Annotated in this window: 14 protein-coding genes; 9 read left to right on the forward strand and 5 right to left on the reverse strand. The window is 61.2% G+C overall.

Annotated features, from left to right (window positions below):
• Positions 1 to 10 precede the first annotated feature (10 nt).
• From QUE41_RS04990 to QUE41_RS05015, 6 genes are all read left to right on the forward strand, one after another.
• A complete protein-coding gene (locus QUE41_RS04990) occupies positions 11 to 493 on the forward strand; it encodes a phosphatidylglycerophosphatase A family protein (RefSeq protein WP_286341824.1) in 483 nt (160 codons plus the stop codon).
• A 122-nt stretch (positions 494 to 615) separates the two neighbouring features.
• Positions 616 to 963, forward strand: coding sequence for a metalloregulator ArsR/SmtB family transcription factor (locus tag QUE41_RS04995; protein WP_286341825.1), 348 nt, complete (start codon positions 616 to 618; stop codon positions 961 to 963).
• A 9-nt stretch (positions 964 to 972) separates the two neighbouring features.
• The gene (gene arsB, locus QUE41_RS05000; protein WP_286341826.1) at positions 973 to 2,031 is read left to right on the forward strand and encodes an ACR3 family arsenite efflux transporter; all 1,059 of its coding nucleotides are present in this window, start codon (positions 973 to 975) and stop codon (positions 2,029 to 2,031) included.
• 23 nt (positions 2,032 to 2,054) lie between these two features.
• Positions 2,055 to 3,062: an ArsJ-associated glyceraldehyde-3-phosphate dehydrogenase gene (locus QUE41_RS05005; protein ID WP_286341827.1), complete on the forward strand. Its 1,008-nt coding sequence runs from the start codon at positions 2,055 to 2,057 to the stop codon at positions 3,060 to 3,062.
• A gap of 54 nt (positions 3,063 to 3,116) precedes the next feature.
• Positions 3,117 to 4,364 carry an organoarsenical effux MFS transporter ArsJ gene (arsJ, locus tag QUE41_RS05010; protein ID WP_286341828.1) on the forward strand — a complete coding sequence of 416 codons (1,248 nt, stop codon included), beginning with the start codon at positions 3,117 to 3,119 and terminating at the stop codon, positions 4,362 to 4,364.
• Complete coding sequence (locus QUE41_RS05015; protein ID WP_286341829.1) at positions 4,364 to 4,849, forward strand: phosphatase domain-containing protein; 486 nt, start codon at positions 4,364 to 4,366, stop codon at positions 4,847 to 4,849. The genes arsJ and QUE41_RS05015 overlap by 1 nt, the downstream gene beginning before the upstream one ends.
• A 118-nt stretch (positions 4,850 to 4,967) precedes the next feature.
• Here QUE41_RS05015 and QUE41_RS05020 read toward each other — a convergent pair whose 3' ends face one another.
• The 5 genes from QUE41_RS05020 to barA form a co-directional block, all read right to left on the reverse strand.
• A complete protein-coding gene (locus QUE41_RS05020) occupies positions 4,968 to 5,339 on the reverse strand; it encodes a hypothetical protein (RefSeq protein WP_286341830.1) in 372 nt (123 codons plus the stop codon).
• Between the two features lie 49 nt (positions 5,340 to 5,388).
• Positions 5,389 to 6,090, reverse strand: coding sequence for an arsenate respiratory reductase iron-sulfur subunit ArrB (gene arrB / locus QUE41_RS05025; RefSeq protein WP_286341831.1), 702 nt, complete (start codon positions 6,088 to 6,090; stop codon positions 5,389 to 5,391).
• Between the two features lie 11 nt (positions 6,091 to 6,101).
• Positions 6,102 to 8,666 carry an arsenate respiratory reductase molybdopterin-containing subunit ArrA gene (gene arrA, locus QUE41_RS05030; protein ID WP_286341832.1) on the reverse strand — a complete coding sequence of 855 codons (2,565 nt, stop codon included), beginning with the start codon at positions 8,664 to 8,666 and terminating at the stop codon, positions 6,102 to 6,104.
• Positions 8,667 to 8,866: 200 nt separating this feature from the next.
• Positions 8,867 to 9,457, reverse strand: coding sequence for a YjaG family protein (locus QUE41_RS05035; protein ID WP_286341833.1), 591 nt, complete (start codon positions 9,455 to 9,457; stop codon positions 8,867 to 8,869).
• A gap of 13 nt (positions 9,458 to 9,470) precedes the next feature.
• Positions 9,471 to 12,197, reverse strand: a complete 2,727-nt coding sequence (gene barA, locus QUE41_RS05040) for a two-component sensor histidine kinase BarA (protein WP_286341834.1) — start codon at positions 12,195 to 12,197, stop codon at positions 9,471 to 9,473.
• A 135-nt stretch (positions 12,198 to 12,332) separates the two neighbouring features.
• Between barA and rlmD the strand changes: the two genes are divergently transcribed.
• The 3 genes from rlmD (at position 12,333) to mazG (ending at position 16,710) form a co-directional block, all read left to right on the forward strand.
• Complete coding sequence (rlmD, locus tag QUE41_RS05045) at positions 12,333 to 13,667, forward strand: 23S rRNA (uracil(1939)-C(5))-methyltransferase RlmD (RefSeq protein WP_286341835.1); 1,335 nt, start codon at positions 12,333 to 12,335, stop codon at positions 13,665 to 13,667.
• A gap of 62 nt (positions 13,668 to 13,729) precedes the next feature.
• Complete coding sequence (relA, locus tag QUE41_RS05050; protein ID WP_286341836.1) at positions 13,730 to 15,934, forward strand: GTP diphosphokinase; 2,205 nt, start codon at positions 13,730 to 13,732, stop codon at positions 15,932 to 15,934.
• A gap of 5 nt (positions 15,935 to 15,939) precedes the next feature.
• Complete coding sequence (mazG, locus tag QUE41_RS05055) at positions 15,940 to 16,710, forward strand: nucleoside triphosphate pyrophosphohydrolase (RefSeq protein ID WP_286341837.1); 771 nt, start codon at positions 15,940 to 15,942, stop codon at positions 16,708 to 16,710.
• Positions 16,711 to 16,792 lie beyond the last annotated feature (82 nt).

A 16,792-nucleotide genomic window follows, 5' to 3' on the forward strand; every position in this document is an offset into this window, starting at 1 on the left:
GGGAAGAGAGATGACGCGATTTGCTGGTGTGCGCCTGAGCAACCCGGTGCACTTCCTGGCCCTGGGGGGCGGCCTGGGGCTGGCGCCCAAGGCGCCGGGCACCTTCGGTACCCTGGCGGCTTTCCCCTTCTACTGGCTGATGCAGGACTGGTCCCTGTTTCCCTATCTGATGACCCTGATCCTGTTCTCTGCGGTGGGGATCTATCTGTGCGGCAAGACCGCCGAGGACATGGGGGTGCACGATCATCCCGCCATCGTCTGGGATGAGGTGGTGGGAATGCTGATCACCCTGATCGCCGCCCCGGCGGGGTGGATCTGGCTGGTGATCGGCTTTGCCCTGTTCCGTCTGTTCGATATCTGGAAACCCTGGCCCATCCGCTTCTTCGACAAGCAGATGGAGGGGGGCCTGGGGATCATGATGGACGACATCCTCGCCGGCATCTTTGCCCTGGTGTGGCTGCAAGCCCTGGCCCGCCTGTTCCCCGATCTGTGATGCTCCCCCAAAGGCCCGCGCTCTGCGGGCCTTTTGTCATCAAAATGTCATCTTCCTCGCTTTACATATGCGTTTTGGCGAATATAATTAGTGCATATTCGTTTTTCCATATGTGAGTCACCATGAGAGATCCCGTATCCCTGCTCAAGGGGTTGGCCGACGCCACCCGGCTGAAGATCATGCTGCTCATCAGCCGCGAAGGGGAGCTGTGCGTCTGCGAGCTTTCCACTGCACTGGATGAGAGCCAACCCAAGATATCCCGTCACCTGGCCCGTCTGCGCAGTGAAGGCTTGCTGCGCGATGTGCGTAAGGGTCAGTGGGTGTTCTACCGCCTGGCGGAACTGCCGGACTGGACCCTGGATACCCTGGATGGACTCAACCAGCAACGGCCCGACGTCATCGACGCCGACATCAAACGACTGGCGGCCATGGGCGATCGCCCCGACCGCAAAGCACTGTGCTGCGACTGAGGGGAAATCATGGGACTGTTTGAACGTTATCTTAGCCTGTGGGTGGCCCTGGCCATTGGCGCAGGCGTCCTGCTGGGCCAGCTGTGGCCCGAGGCCTTCGCTGCCCTGGCCAACTGGCAGGTGGCGCAAATCAATTTGGTCATTGCCGTACTTATCTGGGTGATGATCTTCCCGATGATGGTGCAGGTGGAGTTCCGCTCCGTGCGTCAGGTGAGCCGCCAACCCAAAGGGCTGTGGCTGACTTTGGTGATCAACTGGCTGATCAAGCCCTTCACCATGGCCGCCATCGCCTGGCTGTTCTTCCGTGGCCTGTTTGCGGATCTGGTGCCTGCCGCCGACGCGGAGCAGTACATTGCCGGGATGATCCTGCTGGGCGTGGCGCCCTGTACCGCCATGGTGTTTGTCTGGTCACAGCTGACCCGGGGCAACCCGGCCTACACCCTGGTTCAGGTATCGGTGAACGACCTCATCATGGTGGTGGCTTTTGCCCCCATTGCCGCCCTGTTGTTGGGGGTGTCTGAGATCACCGTGCCCTGGGAAACCCTGGCCCTGTCCACCCTGCTCTATGTGGTGCTGCCCCTGGCCGTGGGCATCCTGGTCCGCCAACTGCTACTGCGACGTGGTCAGGCCGCCCTGGCGCGCTTCTGTGACAGCCTTAAGCCGGCGTCCATGACCGGCCTGCTGGCCACCGTGACGATCCTGTTTGGCATCCAGGCGCCCACTCTGCTGGCCAGCCCCATGGTGATCGGCTTGATTGCCATCCCCTTGCTGATTCAGACCTATGGCATCTTCGTGATCGCCTACGGTGGTGCCAAGCTGCTCAAGTTGCCCCATAATGTGGCGGCTCCGGCAGCGATGATCGGCACCTCCAATTTCTTCGAGCTGGCGGTGGCGGTGGCCATTGCCCTGTTCGGCCTGCATTCCGGTGCGGCGCTGGCGACCGTGGTCGGTGTTCTGGTGGAGGTGCCGGTGATGCTCTCCCTGGTGGCCCTGGCCAATCGCACCCGCCACTGGTTTCCCCAGGCCGACGACAACCCCCATACTGACGCGGCGCCACAGTCCGCGTAATCAACCGACTGAGAGAGAGAAAGATGACGGTAAAAGTAGGCATCAACGGATTCGGGCGCATGGGGCGCCTGGCCCTGCGCGCCGCCTGGCAGTGGCCGGACTTTGAATTTGTTCAGGTGAATGACCCGGCGGGTGACGCCGACAGCCTGAGCCACCTGCTGGCCTTTGACAGCGTTCATGGTCGCTGGGATGCGGAGATCCGCAGTGAAGGCGATGCGATGATCATCGACGGCAAACGCATCGAAGTGACCAGCCACAAGACTCCGGCGGAGGGCGACTGGTCCGGGTGCGACATTGTCATTGAGGCATCCGGCAAGTTCAAGAGCAAAGAGAAACTGCAGCCCTTCCTGGACCAGGGGGTCAAGCGCGTGGTGGTGACGGCGCCGGTGAAGCAGGAAGGGGTGCTCGATGCAGTCTATGGCGTAAACCATCACTGGTACGACAGGGAGGTGCACCGCATTGTCACCGCCGCCTCCTGTACCACCAACTGTCTGGCGCCAGCGGTGAAGGTGATCCAGGAGAAGCTGGGCATCAAGCACGGCTCCATGACCACCATCCACTCCATCACCAACACCCAGACCATTCTGGATGCGCCCCATAAGGATCTGCGCCGTGCCCGCGCCTGTGGCGAGAGCCTGATCCCCACCACTACGGGGTCGGCTACCGCCATCACCCACATCTTCCCCGAGCTCAAGGGCCGGCTCAACGGCCATGCGGTGCGGGTGCCTCTGTGCAACGCCTCCATTACCGATTGCGTGTTCGAGCTGGAGCGGGCCACCACGGTGGAGGAGGTCAATGCCCTGCTGAAAGAGGCCGCAGAAGGTGAACTGAAAGGGGTGCTGGGCTATGAGGAGCGTCCTCTGGTCTCCATCGATTATCGCACCAACCCCCACTCCAGCGTGGTGGATGCCCCCTCCACCATGGTGGTGAACGACACCCAGCTTAAGCTCTACCTCTGGTATGACAACGAGTGGGGCTACGTCAACCGTACCATGGAGCTGGCCCGCTACCTGGTGGCCCAGGGTCTTTGATTTCAGGCCGACCTCTGGGTCGGCCTTTTCTATGCTGGTTTATCTACTGACTCTATGATTGCCAAGATACGCGGCCTGAGCCCAGGCCTTCGCCAGTACTTGCTGGTGACCTTCAATTACTGGAACTTCACCCTGACCGACGGCGCCCTGAGGATGCTGGTGGTGCTCCACTTCCATCAGCTGGGTTACAGCCCGCTGGCCATCGCCTCGCTGTTCCTCTTCTACGAGATCTTCGGGGTGGTCACCAACCTGGTGGGCGGCTACCTGGGGGCGCGCATCGGCCTCAACCGCACCATGAACCTTGGGTTGGGGATGCAGGTGGTGGCGCTGCTGATGCTGGCGGTACCCTCACCCTGGCTGTCGGTGCCCTATGTGATGGCGGCCCAGGCGCTGTCGGGCATCGCCAAAGATCTCAATAAGATGAGCGCCAAGAGTGCCATCAAGACCCTGGTGCCCAAGGGGGAGTCCGGTGCCCTCTACCACTGGGTGGCGGTGCTGACCGGCTCCAAAAACGCCCTCAAGGGGGCGGGGTTCTTCCTCGGTGGCCTGCTGTTGGTGGTGCTGGGCTTCCAGGGGGCCATGGTGGCCATGGCCGGAGTACTGCTGCTGGTGCTGCTGGCCAGCCTCAACTGGCTGGGGCAGGACATGGGGCGGGCCAAGAGCAAGCCTAAGTTCTCCCAGCTGTTCTCCAAGAGCCCCAGCATCAACATTTTGTCGGCGGCGCGGTTGTTCCTGTTCGGGGCCCGGGATCTCTGGTTTGTGATTGCCCTGCCGGTGTATCTGGGCACCACTTTTGGCTGGAGCCACACCGCCGTCGGCGGCTTCCTGGCTCTGTGGGTGATCGGCTACGGCTTCGTTCAGGGGATCGCCCCCAGAATCACCGGCAGTGACCGTCGCCATGGGGCGGTGCCCGACGGCGCTGGTGCCCTGAAGTGGGCGGCGCTGCTGACAGGGGTGACCCTGATGGTCGCCCTAGGGGTGCAGCTGCAGTTTCTGCCCCAGTTCACCATAGTGGTGGGGCTGATGCTGTTTGGTGCGGTGTTTGCGGTGAACTCCAGCCTGCACTCCTTCCTCATCGTCCATTACGCCGGTGAGGACGGGGTGTCCATGGATGTGGGCTTCTACTACATGGCCAACGCCATGGGGCGGCTGGTGGGCACCATACTGTCGGGGCTGGTGTTCCAACTGGCCGGACTGGCGGCCTGTCTCTGGGTTTCTGCAGCCTTCCTGGCACTGACTACACTGATCTCACTCTGGCTGCCCAAAGACAGCAGCCAATCCCTCTCACAAGGAGCGCCATAATGAGCTTTTCTCCCATCACCCTGACCCTGTCCGGGGTTAACCTGGCTCTCCACTCGGCCCCCGGGTTGGAGGGGGACCTGACCGGGGATCTGAAGACGCTGAAGCAACTGGGGGTGACCGCCATGGTCACGACCCTCACCGACGAGGAGTTGCAGCGGTTTGGCATTGCCGGGTTGGGCCCTGAGGCTGAATCCCAGGGGATCGCCTGGCAGCATCTGTCGGTGAAAGACAAGTCTTTGCCGGATGAGGCCTTTGAGCATCAATGGCCCCAGGCGATGGAGCAACTGCTTCCCCGGCTGCTGAGCAGCGAGCGGGTCTCGGTCCATTGCCGGGGCGGCACCGGCAGAACAGGCCTGGTGGCAGCCCGATTGCTGCTGGCCGCCGGCATCCCCCTGTCTGAGGTGGTGGAAGCGGTGCGCCAGGCTCGTCCCGGTGCCCTGGCCAGCGAGGAGCAGGTTGACTATCTGAGCCGGCATCAGGCTTGATTGTGTGTTCGCGCATTGGCCGTCGGGCAGAGCTGCTCTGGGCCTGAATAGGGGGCAGGAGTAGGCGGGCCGGCCCCCGCGGGGGAGAGAGTGCCCCTTGGGGACCGACCCTTAAGGGTCAGAACAGCCTGATCTGCTCAGGGCTGTCGTAGTGAATGATTCTGTTGGCCATTCCCTCCAGTTCCGGAAGGGTGTTGCATCCATGCTTTTTCAATAATATCAGCGGTTTTCCTGCCGCTGCGCTGTAGCCTGCGGCTACCGCAGCCAGCATGGAGTCCTGATACACCTCCATGATGGTCATGTCCACGGAGCGCAACTGTTCAACCAGTTGGTCCATGATGCCCTGGGGATACCCCTCCTCCGGATCCACCGTCTGCTGCCACAGGCTCAGGGCGACGCCCTGACGCTTCAGAGAACGGGCAATCTGATGGTGGTGAATGCTGGGGTTGCTGCACCCTGTGGGCAGGCTGATAAAGCTGGCACTTGGCATGGTGTCTCTCCAAAAAAAACGGCGGGTTGCCCCGCCGTTTATCATGGGCTTAGGCCTGTCTTACACCGAAGGTTCGGATGTAATAGATGCTGGGCTTGGTGCCCGCTTCAGGCTTGAGCTGCATCGGTTTGTGCATCTTGATCAGGCGGGATACCTCGCTGTTGGGATCGCTGAGATCCCCAACCACCCGGGCGCCAGCCGGACAGGCGTCCACGCAGGCGGGAGCAAGGCCCACGGCCTGGCGGTGGTCACAACCGGTGCACTTCTCGACGGTACGGCGGGGGCGGGTGACCGGATAGGTGTCGCCGCGCTCCGGGTTCTCGTGGGGCGAGTGCTTGGCGCCGGTAACCATCAGCACCTCTTTCGGTGAGACGGTACCGTTTTCCACCAGGGCGGTGTCATCCTGCCAGCTGCGGTGCGGGGCCTGCTTGTTGAAGCTGATGACGCCGTAGGGGCAGGCGCGCTCACAGCGGCGGCAGCCGATGCATTTGTCGTTGTCCTGCAGGGTCAGGCCGTTGTCCGCCTTGTACATGGCGCCCTTGGGGCACACCTTCACACAGGCTGCGTCCTCACAGTGGTTGCACAGAGTGGGGATGTAGCTGTAGCTCACGTCGGGGAATTTCCCCTCGGTTTTGCTGATGTGATGGGACCACTGGATCCCTTCAGGGGTGTTGTTTTCCGTCTTACAGGCGAGGTCACAGCCGCCGCAACCTACGCATTTTTGCAGGTCGATAACCATTCCAAATTTCATCTGTTGTTACCTCACGCTTTCTCGATACGGATACGGGTGTGGCCATAGAAGGCCGAGGCGCCGCTGAATCTGTCGTAGCGGGCCGGGATGATGGCGTTGTTGCTGCCACCGCGTGGGGTCTTGCCGAACTCCTTGGCGGCGTAGCGGCCGTAGGCCCAGTGACCCTGGCCAAACGCCTTGGCGACACTGCCTGGACGTACCCCTTCCCACAGCTTGGCGGTACAGGTCAGCTCGCCCACAGTGCTGATGATGCGAATTTCGTCGCCATCCTTGATGCCCAAAGCGTTGGCATCAATGGGGTTCATCTTGGCCACATCCTGATAGGCTTCATCGCCAGGGGTAACATCGCCAAACTCATAGAACCAGGGGGCGTTCTGAGAACGGCCTTCGTGACTGAGGCGAGACTTGTGGTCCACCAGCAGCAGTGGGAACTCTTTGGCGTCGCCGTCACGAACCGGCTCCTGGTAGTGAGGCACGAAGGCCAATTCACCGAAGCCGGTGTACTCACAGGCCTTGACCACGTCGTCGATGGACACATGGTGACGCTTGGCGTGTTTGCCCAGGGCGTGCTCCAGGGTGACGCTGTAGAACTCGAACTTGTGGGTATCGGTCTTAAACTTGCCCCAGCGCTTGCGGTACTCATAGGGGTGGGAGTTCCATACGCCGCGCTTCACAAACTCGTCCCAGCCGGAGAGCTTCTCACCATACTTGGAGGCGTCTTTCTGCCAGATGCCGGTGGTCAGGTGCTTGATGGCGATCTCGGCAAACTCTTCGGAGTCCTTGGCCGGCTTGCCGGTTTCCGGATCGACAATCTTGTCATTGATGTAGCGCCAGGCGTTGTCGAAGCCCTTGTCCGCCAACTTCTTGGCCAGCAGGTAGGGCACCTCGGTCTCATCCTGACGGGTGTCGTACATCCGCTTGATGCTGGGCACCTGCAGAGACACGTGGCTGACGCCATTACCGGCGGCCTTCAGCAGGCCCCATTTCTCGAACATGTGGTGGCTGGAGGGCAGCAACACGTCGGCAAACCAGCTGAACTCGGAGATGCTGGTGGTGATGTGCGCCATGAAGGGCAGGCGGCTCAGGGCCTTCTCCCAACGCTCGGTTTCCGGTGCGGCGAAGGTGAAGTTGTTGAAGTAGGCCAGCATCACCTCGATCTCATAGGGATCGGCGTTGAGGATGCCGTCGGCGGCGTTGTTGGTGACCACGCCCTTACCGGACTTACCCTTCTTCAGGGCGGGGAATTCCAGACGGCCACGCTGGTCGATCTTTTCGTGCTTCTTGCCCTTCTTGGCGATGGCGTCAATGTAGTCCGCGGCATCGGGGAAGGTTTTGCTCACTGGCGCCTTGTTGTAGGGGAACAGGCCGCCTTCATTGTCGATGGCACCGAACAGGCCGTTGAGGGCGTGACAGGCCATGGAGGTGTAGGTGCCCCGGGTCTGCATCACCGCGCCACGGGCGGTCCACACCTGCACTGCAGGAGCGGCGGATCCCATCTCTCTGGCCATGGTGCGGATGTCATCGGCTTTCACGCCGGTCACGCTTTCGCCCCACTCGGCGCTGTACTGGTTCAGCGCCAGGTTCCACCATTTCACCAGACCATGGCTGTACTTGTCTTCGAACAGGGACTCATCCACCTTGTTGCCGGCAACGAAGTGGTTTTTGCCGTCTTTGAAGTCTCCGACAAACGGCTTGTACCAGACGCCGGCCACCAGAGCTTCGTGGGCGATGGCCAGGGCCAGGGCGGAATCCTGACCTGTCTCGATGGGGATCCACTTATGGGCCTTGGCCGCGGACGCGGACAGACGTGGGTCCACCACCACCACCTTGGCGCGGTCTAGGGTGTTGCCCCACTCGCTGGAGTAGAAGCTCACCTGGCGGTTGGATGCGATGGGATCGGCACCAAAGGAGAGGATGTACTTGGTGTTGGTTACGTCATACTGGTTGTAGCCCCAGTTGCCGTCCTGATAGAAGGGCCCCATCTTGTGGGCCTCGGCACAGATGGCGCTGTGGGAGATGTTGTTGGGGGAGCCAATGATCTTGGTCATCTTGTCATACAGCAGATCCCGGGCCAGAGAGTAGCGGCCACGGAGCAACGCGTACTTGTGGCTCTCGCCGCGCTCACGCAGGTCTAGGATGCGATCGGCAATCATATCCAGGGCCTTGTCCCAGCTGATGGGCACAAATTTGGGATCTTCGTTGCGACCCTTCTTGGGGTTGGTGCGCATCATCGGAGTCTTGAGGCGATCCGCGTCGTACACCATCTGCAGACCCAGGTGCTGACGGGGGCAACCTGCGGTGTCGTGGATCTTGGAGTAGGGGTTACCTCGCACCTTGGTGGCGCGACCATCCATGATGTAGACCTGCTTGGCACACCAGGAGGTGCAACCCTGACAGGTGGTGGGGACCCAGGTGCCTGTGTTGGTGCGCAGGTCTACCTTGGGCAGCTCGGCGGCGATGGCGTCCATTACCGGAGCAAAGGCAAAGCCACCGCTGATCCCGGTGGCGGCAGTGCCGGCCAGTGAAGCTTTCAATAACGCCCTGCGGGACGTGCTGAACTCTCTTTTTGTGGTCATAGCTATATGCCTATGTGTGTATATGTGGTTTCACGCATATCTAAGCGGATTTTGTATTTTTTTTGTGAGGTAGTAGTCACAAAAGAGAGCGCCCGAATTCGGTATATCCCTCAAAAGAGGTAGTGAATTTAGTTTTTTGCGGTGTAGATCAAAAAAGCCCCGCTTGGCGGGGCTTGGTTTGGAATAGTGGCTGGGGAGTCTTACAGGCTGATGCCGATGTTGGAAACGCCGCTGCTGCGGATCTCCTTACGCATCTCCTTGATCTCTTCTGAAGAGGGCTCGGACTCCACCCAGTCCAGCAGTTGGGACTGAATCGATTTCTCCTCCTGCATCATCTCGTGATTGAAGATGAAATCATCCAGGGCGCGTCCCTCCAGTTCGGGCATCTCGGTCACTTCGATGTAGTTGGTGACCGTGGAGCTGGAGAGCTTGGAGACGTTGATCAGGTCTTCCTCTACCTTCTGCTGCATGGCAATGAAGATGGTGGAGACGGCGACCACGGCATCCATGGCGGGGTAGACCCCATACATGTCGTGTTGCTCCGGGTCCGGAGTGATCGCTTCCAGTTTTTCGATCTGCTGTTCCATGGCCAGTTTCAGCCTCTGGGTAAAGCAGCTCTCCCACAGCAGGTCCAGGGAGACCTGGAGCTGGTCGGCTCCTTCACTCTCTGTAGCGGCACAGAACAGCTGGAAATTGGGCAGCATACGTTCCGCCAGGGCGGTGGCAAACAGGCGTTTTTGATCTGCGCTCAGCGCTTTGATGCGGCTGAAGAAGCCGGGTGTTTTGCTCATCTATCGATTCCGTTTAGGCTGCCAGTATGGTCTCGGCAGCGGATTCTACCTTGTTTAGCTCGTCGAGTAACTCGAGAATTTCCGGTTCCAGGTCCAGGGTGCCCTGTCCCTGTTTGAGTTGTCCTTCCAGGTTGGCGCACAGGGACTGCAGGGCAGGGACGCCGGAATAACAGGTGGCCCCGTGCAGTTTGTGTACCGTCTGCTGCAGGGTGTGGCGGTCCCCCTGGTTCAGGGAGTGTTCTATCTGCTCCCGGGTCTCAGGAATGCTCTGGGCCAGCATCTTCAGCATCTCCCGGGCCAGGTCATCGTTGCCGCCGGACTGGGTCAGGGCCAGCTCCCAGTCCACCACCTGGCTGGCCTCGGCGGTGACCGGAGCGGTCCAGCGCACGATCATCTCCTCCAGACCACTCTCGTCGATGGGTTTGGTGAGGATGTCATCCATGCCGCTGGCCAGCACCTCCTCACGCTCTTCACCCAGCAGGTGGGCGGTGACCGCAATAATGGGGGTGCGGGTGTTCAGCGAGGCGCGGCGGATCTCCCGGGTGGCCTGGATGCCGTCGATGTCCGGCATCTGGATATCCATAAAGATCAGGTCGTACTCCTCTTCGGCGGCCCGGCGAATCGCTTCGGTCCCCGAGGAGAGGGTGTCAACCCGGGTGACCAGTTCCTGGAGCAGAGTATCGATCAGCTTGAGGTTGGCTCTGTTGTCGTCCACCGCCAGGGTTTTCAGGGCGCGCTTCTCCCGGGGAGGCAACTGGGGCGGCTCGGCCGCCGGCAGGTGCTGGGGGCCACCATTGGTGAGGCTGGCAAACAGCCGCCGTTCACTCATGGGCAGGGTCAGGCAGTGGTCGATGCCCAGCTCCTCCACCTGGTGAATCACCTCACTGCTGTCGCTGTCCAGCAGCAGCACCAGGTTGTCACAGTGCTGGCGGATGGTGCCCAGGGTCTCCATCATCGACTCGCTGGGTTGCAGCTTACGCCAGGCGATCAGCGCGTGGCTGAAGTGACGCCCCTCCAGATAATTCTGCAGTGGTGCGCTGGAACCACAGGCGGTGGTGTCCATCTGCCAGTTTTCCAGCTGCTGCACCAGGTTGTTGCGGGTGAGCAGCCTGGGCTCGAACACCAGGGCACTCTGGCCCCGTACCTGATCCAGGTTGAGGGGATCGGAGATGGTAAAGGGGCTCTTCTCTATGCTCAGGGTGAACCAGAAGGTGGAGCCCTGCCCCTCGCTGCTGGTGAAGCCGATCTGGCCCTCCATGTGGTTGACCAGACGCTTGGTGATCACCAGTCCCAGACCGGTTCCGCCGAAGCGACGGCTGATGGAGCTGTCCGCCTGACCGAAGGCCTGGAACAGCAGGGACTGCTGCTCCTTGGAGATGCCGATGCCGGTGTCCGAGACTTCACCGCGGATCAGCACCCGGTCGGCGGTCTCCTTGGCGGCGTCCAGTTGCAGGCGCACGCTGCCCTTGTCGGTGAATTTGACCGCATTGTTCACCAGGTTGGTGAGGATCTGCTGCAGCCGCATCACGTCACCGTTGAGGCTGTCCGGCAGGTGGTCATCGATCTCAATCACCAGTTCCAGCCCCTTCTCGGCGGCAGCGGTGGAGAGCAGCTGCATGGTTTCATCCACGGCGTCCCTCAGGGCGAAGGGCATCTTCTCCAGCACCATCCGTCCCGCCTCCAGTTTGGAGAAGTCGAGGATGTCATTGATGATGGAGAGCAGGTTGCTGGCGCTGCGCTCGATGGTTTTCAGGTAGTCACGCTGGTTGTCGTGGAGCGGGGTCTTCAGCAACTGGCGGGTAAAGCCGATCACTCCGTTGAGTGGGGTGCGCAGCTCGTGGCTCATGTTGGCCATAAACTCCGATTTCACCCGGCTGGCCTCCAGGGCCCGCTTCTTGGCGATGTCCAACTCGACGTTCTGAATCTCGATCTGCTCCAGGGTCTCCCTCAGATCCGAGGTGGCCTGGTCGATGTTCTGCTGCATCTCATTGTGGTACTCCGCCAGGGAGGAGGCCATGGCGTTGATGCCCCGCTTGAGCTGGTCCAGCTCGCCGATCAGCTCGCCCTGGAGCCGGGTATCCAGTTTGCCTTCACGTATCTTGGCCACCGCCGCCACCATGTCGGTGATCGGCCGGGTGACGTTTTTCATCAGCCGGAAGGTGAACAGCAGGTTCAGCTGCACCCCAATGAGCACGATGATGAAGGCCCAGCCCGCCCCCCGGTACTGACTCACCAGGGCTTCATGCTTGTTGATCTGCAGCACCACGTAGCCCAGCTGGGTGCGTGGGGTAAAGTTGGTGTCGACGTTGGGGGTGGGCAGGGTGAAGATGGGGGCGCGCATGATCACATGGTCGCCGATGTGCTCCACGTCCATCCCCTGCTTGAGGTCCCGGTTCAGGGGCAGCTTTATCAGGTCGAAGTTTTGCCGGTACTGGCTGGTGGCAAACACCTGGTTTTCGTTGTCAAAGATGGCGATCAACTGAATGAACAGGGAGTTCTGCTTGTGGATCATGTCGATCAGGCGCTGGCTGTAGTCCCGGTTACTGGTGCTCAGGCCATAGCTGGCCGCCATCGCCAGGGGGCTGACGATGTTCTCCCCCCGGTTGATCAGGGACTGGTCCAGCTCAGAAAAGCGGGTCAGGGTAAAGAAGCTGCCCAGCAGAATGCCGATCAGTATGGTGGGCGCCAACGCCAGCACCAGTACCCAGGCTCTGAGACTGTATTTGGTGACCCCATTCATCTGTGGGACAATGCTCCCCTTATCTGTTTTGGCTCAGGTGATCCGCTCTGCGCCCTGGTAAACCGGGCGCCGCAGGCGATTCCGGCCGTAACCACGCCTGTGTGGATCCCCCTATTGTAATCAACGGACCTTTTCATGGCACAGTTTTTTACCCCTAAGTCCAATAAATTAAAGAAGTTGTCGAAAAAAATCATCCTGGATGTCCAGCGCCTGGATCACAAGGGCCAGGGGGTGGCCGACCACGAGGGCAAGGTGGTGTTCGTCCCTGGCCTGCTGCCCGGTGAGCGCGGCGAGGTTCAACTGACCGAGCAAAAGAAGCGCTTCGCCCAGGCCAGGCTGCTCAAACGACTGGGAGAGAGCCCACTGCGCATCGCGCCGGAGTGTGAGCACTTCGGCCGCTGTGGCGGCTGTCAGGTTCAGCATCTGTCCCAGCAGGAGCAGCGGGCCTATAAGCAGCAGGCGCTGCTGGACATGCTGTCCCGCCTGGGGGGCTGTGAACCACAAGAGGTGGCGGAGCCCATTAAAGGCGCCGGCTGGCACTACCGCCGTCGTGCCCGCCTGGCCCTCAAGGTGGATAAGGGCGAGCTGCAGATGGGGTTTCGCCGTGAGGGCAGCAGTGAGATCGAACCGGTGCGCCGCTGCCCCATACTGGTGCAGCCCTTTGCCGATCTGCTGCCTCAGATCCACAGTCTGCTGAACGGCCTCAAGGGAAAACGTCAGCTGGGACACCTGGAGCTGACCCGCACCGCCAGCGGTGACCTGTTCTGCTTGAGGGTGCTCAAACCCCTCAAGCAGCAGGATTGCGCCGCCCTCGAAGCCTTTGCCCTCGAGCATGAGCTGACGGTGTTGCTGGATGAGGGGGCGCAGGTGCGCCGCATCGATGGCAAGCCTCTTGCACCTTTCGCCATTGAGCTGGGTGAGATGAGTGAGCCCCTGGCCTATCTGCCTGGTGACTTCATTCAGGTGAACGATCAGGTGAACCAGGGGATGGTGGCCCAGGCCCTGGACTGGCTGGCACCGGATGAGGAGGACAGCGTGCTGGAGCTGTTTGCCGGCATCGGTAACTTCAGCTTCCCTCTGGCGCGGCGCTGCCGGTCGGTATTGGCGGTGGAGGGGGTGGATACCATGGTGGCCCGGGGCAATGAGCGCGCCCGGGAGCTGCGGGTGGACAACCTCACCTTCTGTCAGGCGGATCTCAACGATGGTGAGGGGGACCCTCGCTGGCTCAAACCGGTGGACCTGCTGCTGCTTGACCCTGCCCGGGCAGGCGCAGGCGGGGCTCTGACCCACCTGAGCCAATGGTCGCCTAAACGGGTGCTCTATGTCTCCTGCAACCCCGCCAGTTTGGCCCGTGACGCAAAATTGCTCACTGAGCAGGGATATCGCCTCAAGAGGGTTGGACTGGTGGATATGTTCCCCCATACTCAACATCTGGAGTCCATGGCACTTTTCGAAAAAAGTGGGCTCTGAACAACAGGATGCCGCCGGCAGGCGGTGAAGGAATCACGCTCTACATAGGATGACAAAACACCATGGTATCGGTTCGTCAGATCCATTTCGGAGAACAGCAGGTCGATCTTAGCCAGTGGCTGATGCAGCTGGAGCTCAGCGCGGAGTCGCGCCAGAAGCTGGAGGCCTGTTTCCGATATTGTCAGGAACTGACCGTGGAGGAGCGTCCGGTGCTGGAGGCGTGCCTGATCCGCGCCAGGGAGATGGTGGAGATCCTGCTGCCCCTGAACATGGACATCGCCACCCTGGAGGCCAGTGTCCTGTTCACCTGCCTGGATGAGGGACTGCTGACCCTGGAGCAGATCGAGGAGAAGTACGACGCCAAGCTGCTGCCCCTGATCAAGAGCGTTCAGGTGATGGACGCCATCCGCACCCTACAGACCGGCAGCGGCGTGCACGCCTCCGAGGGCCAGATCGATAACCTGCGTCGCATGCTGCTGGCCATGGTGGAGGATGTCCGCGCCGTGGTGATCAAGCTGGCGGAGGGGGTGGTCATGCTCCGCGAGGTGAAAAACGCCGACGAGGAGACCCGGGTGGTGCTGGCCCGGGAGGTGCGCGACATCTACGCGCCCCTGGCCAACCGTCTGGGTATTGGTCAGCTGAAGTGGGAACTGGAGGACCTCTCCTTCCGTTACCTGCACCCGGACACCTACAAAGATATCGCCAGGCTGTTGGACGAGAAACGCATCGACCGGGAAAGCTACATCCATGAGTTTGTCTCCGACCTGCAGCAGAACCTGGACAGAGACGGCATCCGCGCCGAGGTCTATGGCCGTCCCAAGCACATCTTCAGCATCTGGAAGAAGATGCAGAAGAAGAACCTGGCGTTTTCCGAACTGTTCGATGTGCGCGCCGTGCGCATCATCGCCGAGCGGCTGCAGGACTGCTACGCCGCCCTGGGGGTGGTGCACACCAAGTGGCGCCATCTGCCCAACGAATTCGATGACTATGTGGCGACCCCCAAGCCCAACGGTTACCAGTCCATTCATACTGTGGTGCTGGGCCCGGCGGGCAAGAGTGTGGAGATTCAGATCCGCACCGAGCAGATGCACCAGGACGCCGAGCTGGGTGTGGCCGCCCACTGGAAATACAAAGAGGGGCCCCAGTCCGGCAAATCCACCGGCTTCGAAGAGAAGATCAACTGGCTGAGAAAGATTCTCCAGTGGCAGGAGGATGTGGTGGAGAGCGGCAACCTCATCGACGAGGTGCGCAGCCAGGTGTTCGAGGACAGGGTCTACGTGTTTACCCCCAGGGGAGACGTGGTGGACATGCCTGCCGGCAGCACCGTGCTGGATTTTGCTTACTACATCCACTCGGTGGTGGGCCACCGCTGCATCGGCGCCAAGATCGATGGCCGCATCGTGCCCTTCACCACCGAGGTGGAGACCGGCCAGCGGGTGGAGATCATCACCGCCAAGCAGCCCAACCCCAAGCGAGACTGGCTCAACCCCAACCTGGGTTACATCAAGACCAGCCGCGCCCGGGCCAAGATTGCCCACTTCTTCAAGCAGGAAGACAAAGAGAAGAACACCGTCGCCGGCCGGGAGATCCTGGAGACCGAGCTGGGCCGTCACGGCCTCAAGCTGGAGGAGGCCAGCTCCGCGGTCGAGCGCTTCAATATGCACAGCCTGGATGACCTGCTGGCCGCCATCGGCGGTGGTGACATCCGCCTCAATCAGGTGATCAACCACATCCAGAGCCGTCATAAGCGCGCCATGGAGAACGAAGAGGACGCGGTGGCCGAACTGGTCAATCGGGCCCCCTCCCGCCCCAGCCGCCGCAGTGGCCAGATTGAGGTTAACGGGGTGGGCAACCTGATGACCCACCTGGCCAAGTGCTGTCAGCCCCTGCCCGGGGATCCCATCTACGGCTACATCACCCAGGGACGCGGCGTCTCCGTGCACCGGGAGGAGTGTGAGCAGCTCAAGGATATGCTGGAGCGCAGCCCGGAGCGTGGCGTGGACGTGGTCTGGGGCGAGAGCGCCGCCGGCGGCTACAGCGTCAGCATCCGGGTGGTGGCCAATGACCGCAACGGCCTGCTGCGGGACGTAACCACCTTGCTCACCAATGAGAAGTCCAACGTCACCGAGATGCGCAGCCGCTCGGACAACATGAAACACACCGCCATCATCGAGCTCAAGCTGGAGCTGTACAACATGGAATCCCTGAGTAGGCTGGTGTCCCGGCTGAGCCAAATTCCCGGCGTGGTGGAGGTAGGCAGACTGTGAGTCAGATGGACAGACTGCTGGCCATCATGGCCAAGCTGCGCGATCCCGACGGCGGTTGCCCCTGGGATCTGAAACAGGATTTTGCCTCCATAGTGCCCCATACCCTGGAGGAGGCCTACGAGGTGGCCGACGCCATCGAGCGGGGTGACTGGGAGGGGCTGCCCGGCGAGCTGGGGGACCTGCTGTTTCAGGTGGTGTTCTATGCCCAACTGGGCAAGGAGAAGCACTGGTTCGATTTCGAGGAGGTGGCCAGACGCATCAGTGACAAACTGGAGCGGCGCCACCCCCATGTGTTCACCGACGCCCAGATCCCCGAGACGGAGCTCAAGGCCAACTGGGAAGCCACCAAGTCTGCCGAGCGGGCAGACAAGGGGGAGCACTCCCTGTTGGATGACATCCCCAGGGGAATGCCTGCCCTGACTCGCTCGGTGAAGATTCAGAAGCGGGTGGCCACCGTCGGCTTCGACTGGGACAGCCTGGGGCCAGTGGTGGACAAGGTCCACGAAGAGGTGGATGAGGTGCTCGAGGAGGCCCATCAGGTGGTGGTGGATCAGGAGAAACTCACCGAGGAGGTGGGTGACCTGCTGTTTGCCGTCACCAACCTGGCCCGTCATCTCAAGGTGAACCCGGAGCAGGCCCTGCGCCGGGCCAACGACAAGTTTGAGCGACGCTTCCGTGGGGTGGAGGCGCTGGCTGGCGAGTCAGGTCGGGAACTTGATGCCCACACCCTGGAACAGCTGGAGGCCTACTGGCAGCAGGTGAAGGGGCGGGAATAGCCCTTTCGTCGTTACTTCGTCTGGCGCAAAAATCACCAATAAAGGCTTCAGGGGATTGCGATTAATTTGAGACGGATTCAAC

The sequence above is a fragment of the Ferrimonas sp. YFM genome (assembly GCF_030296015.1).
GTDB lineage: Bacteria > Pseudomonadota > Gammaproteobacteria > Enterobacterales > Shewanellaceae > Ferrimonas.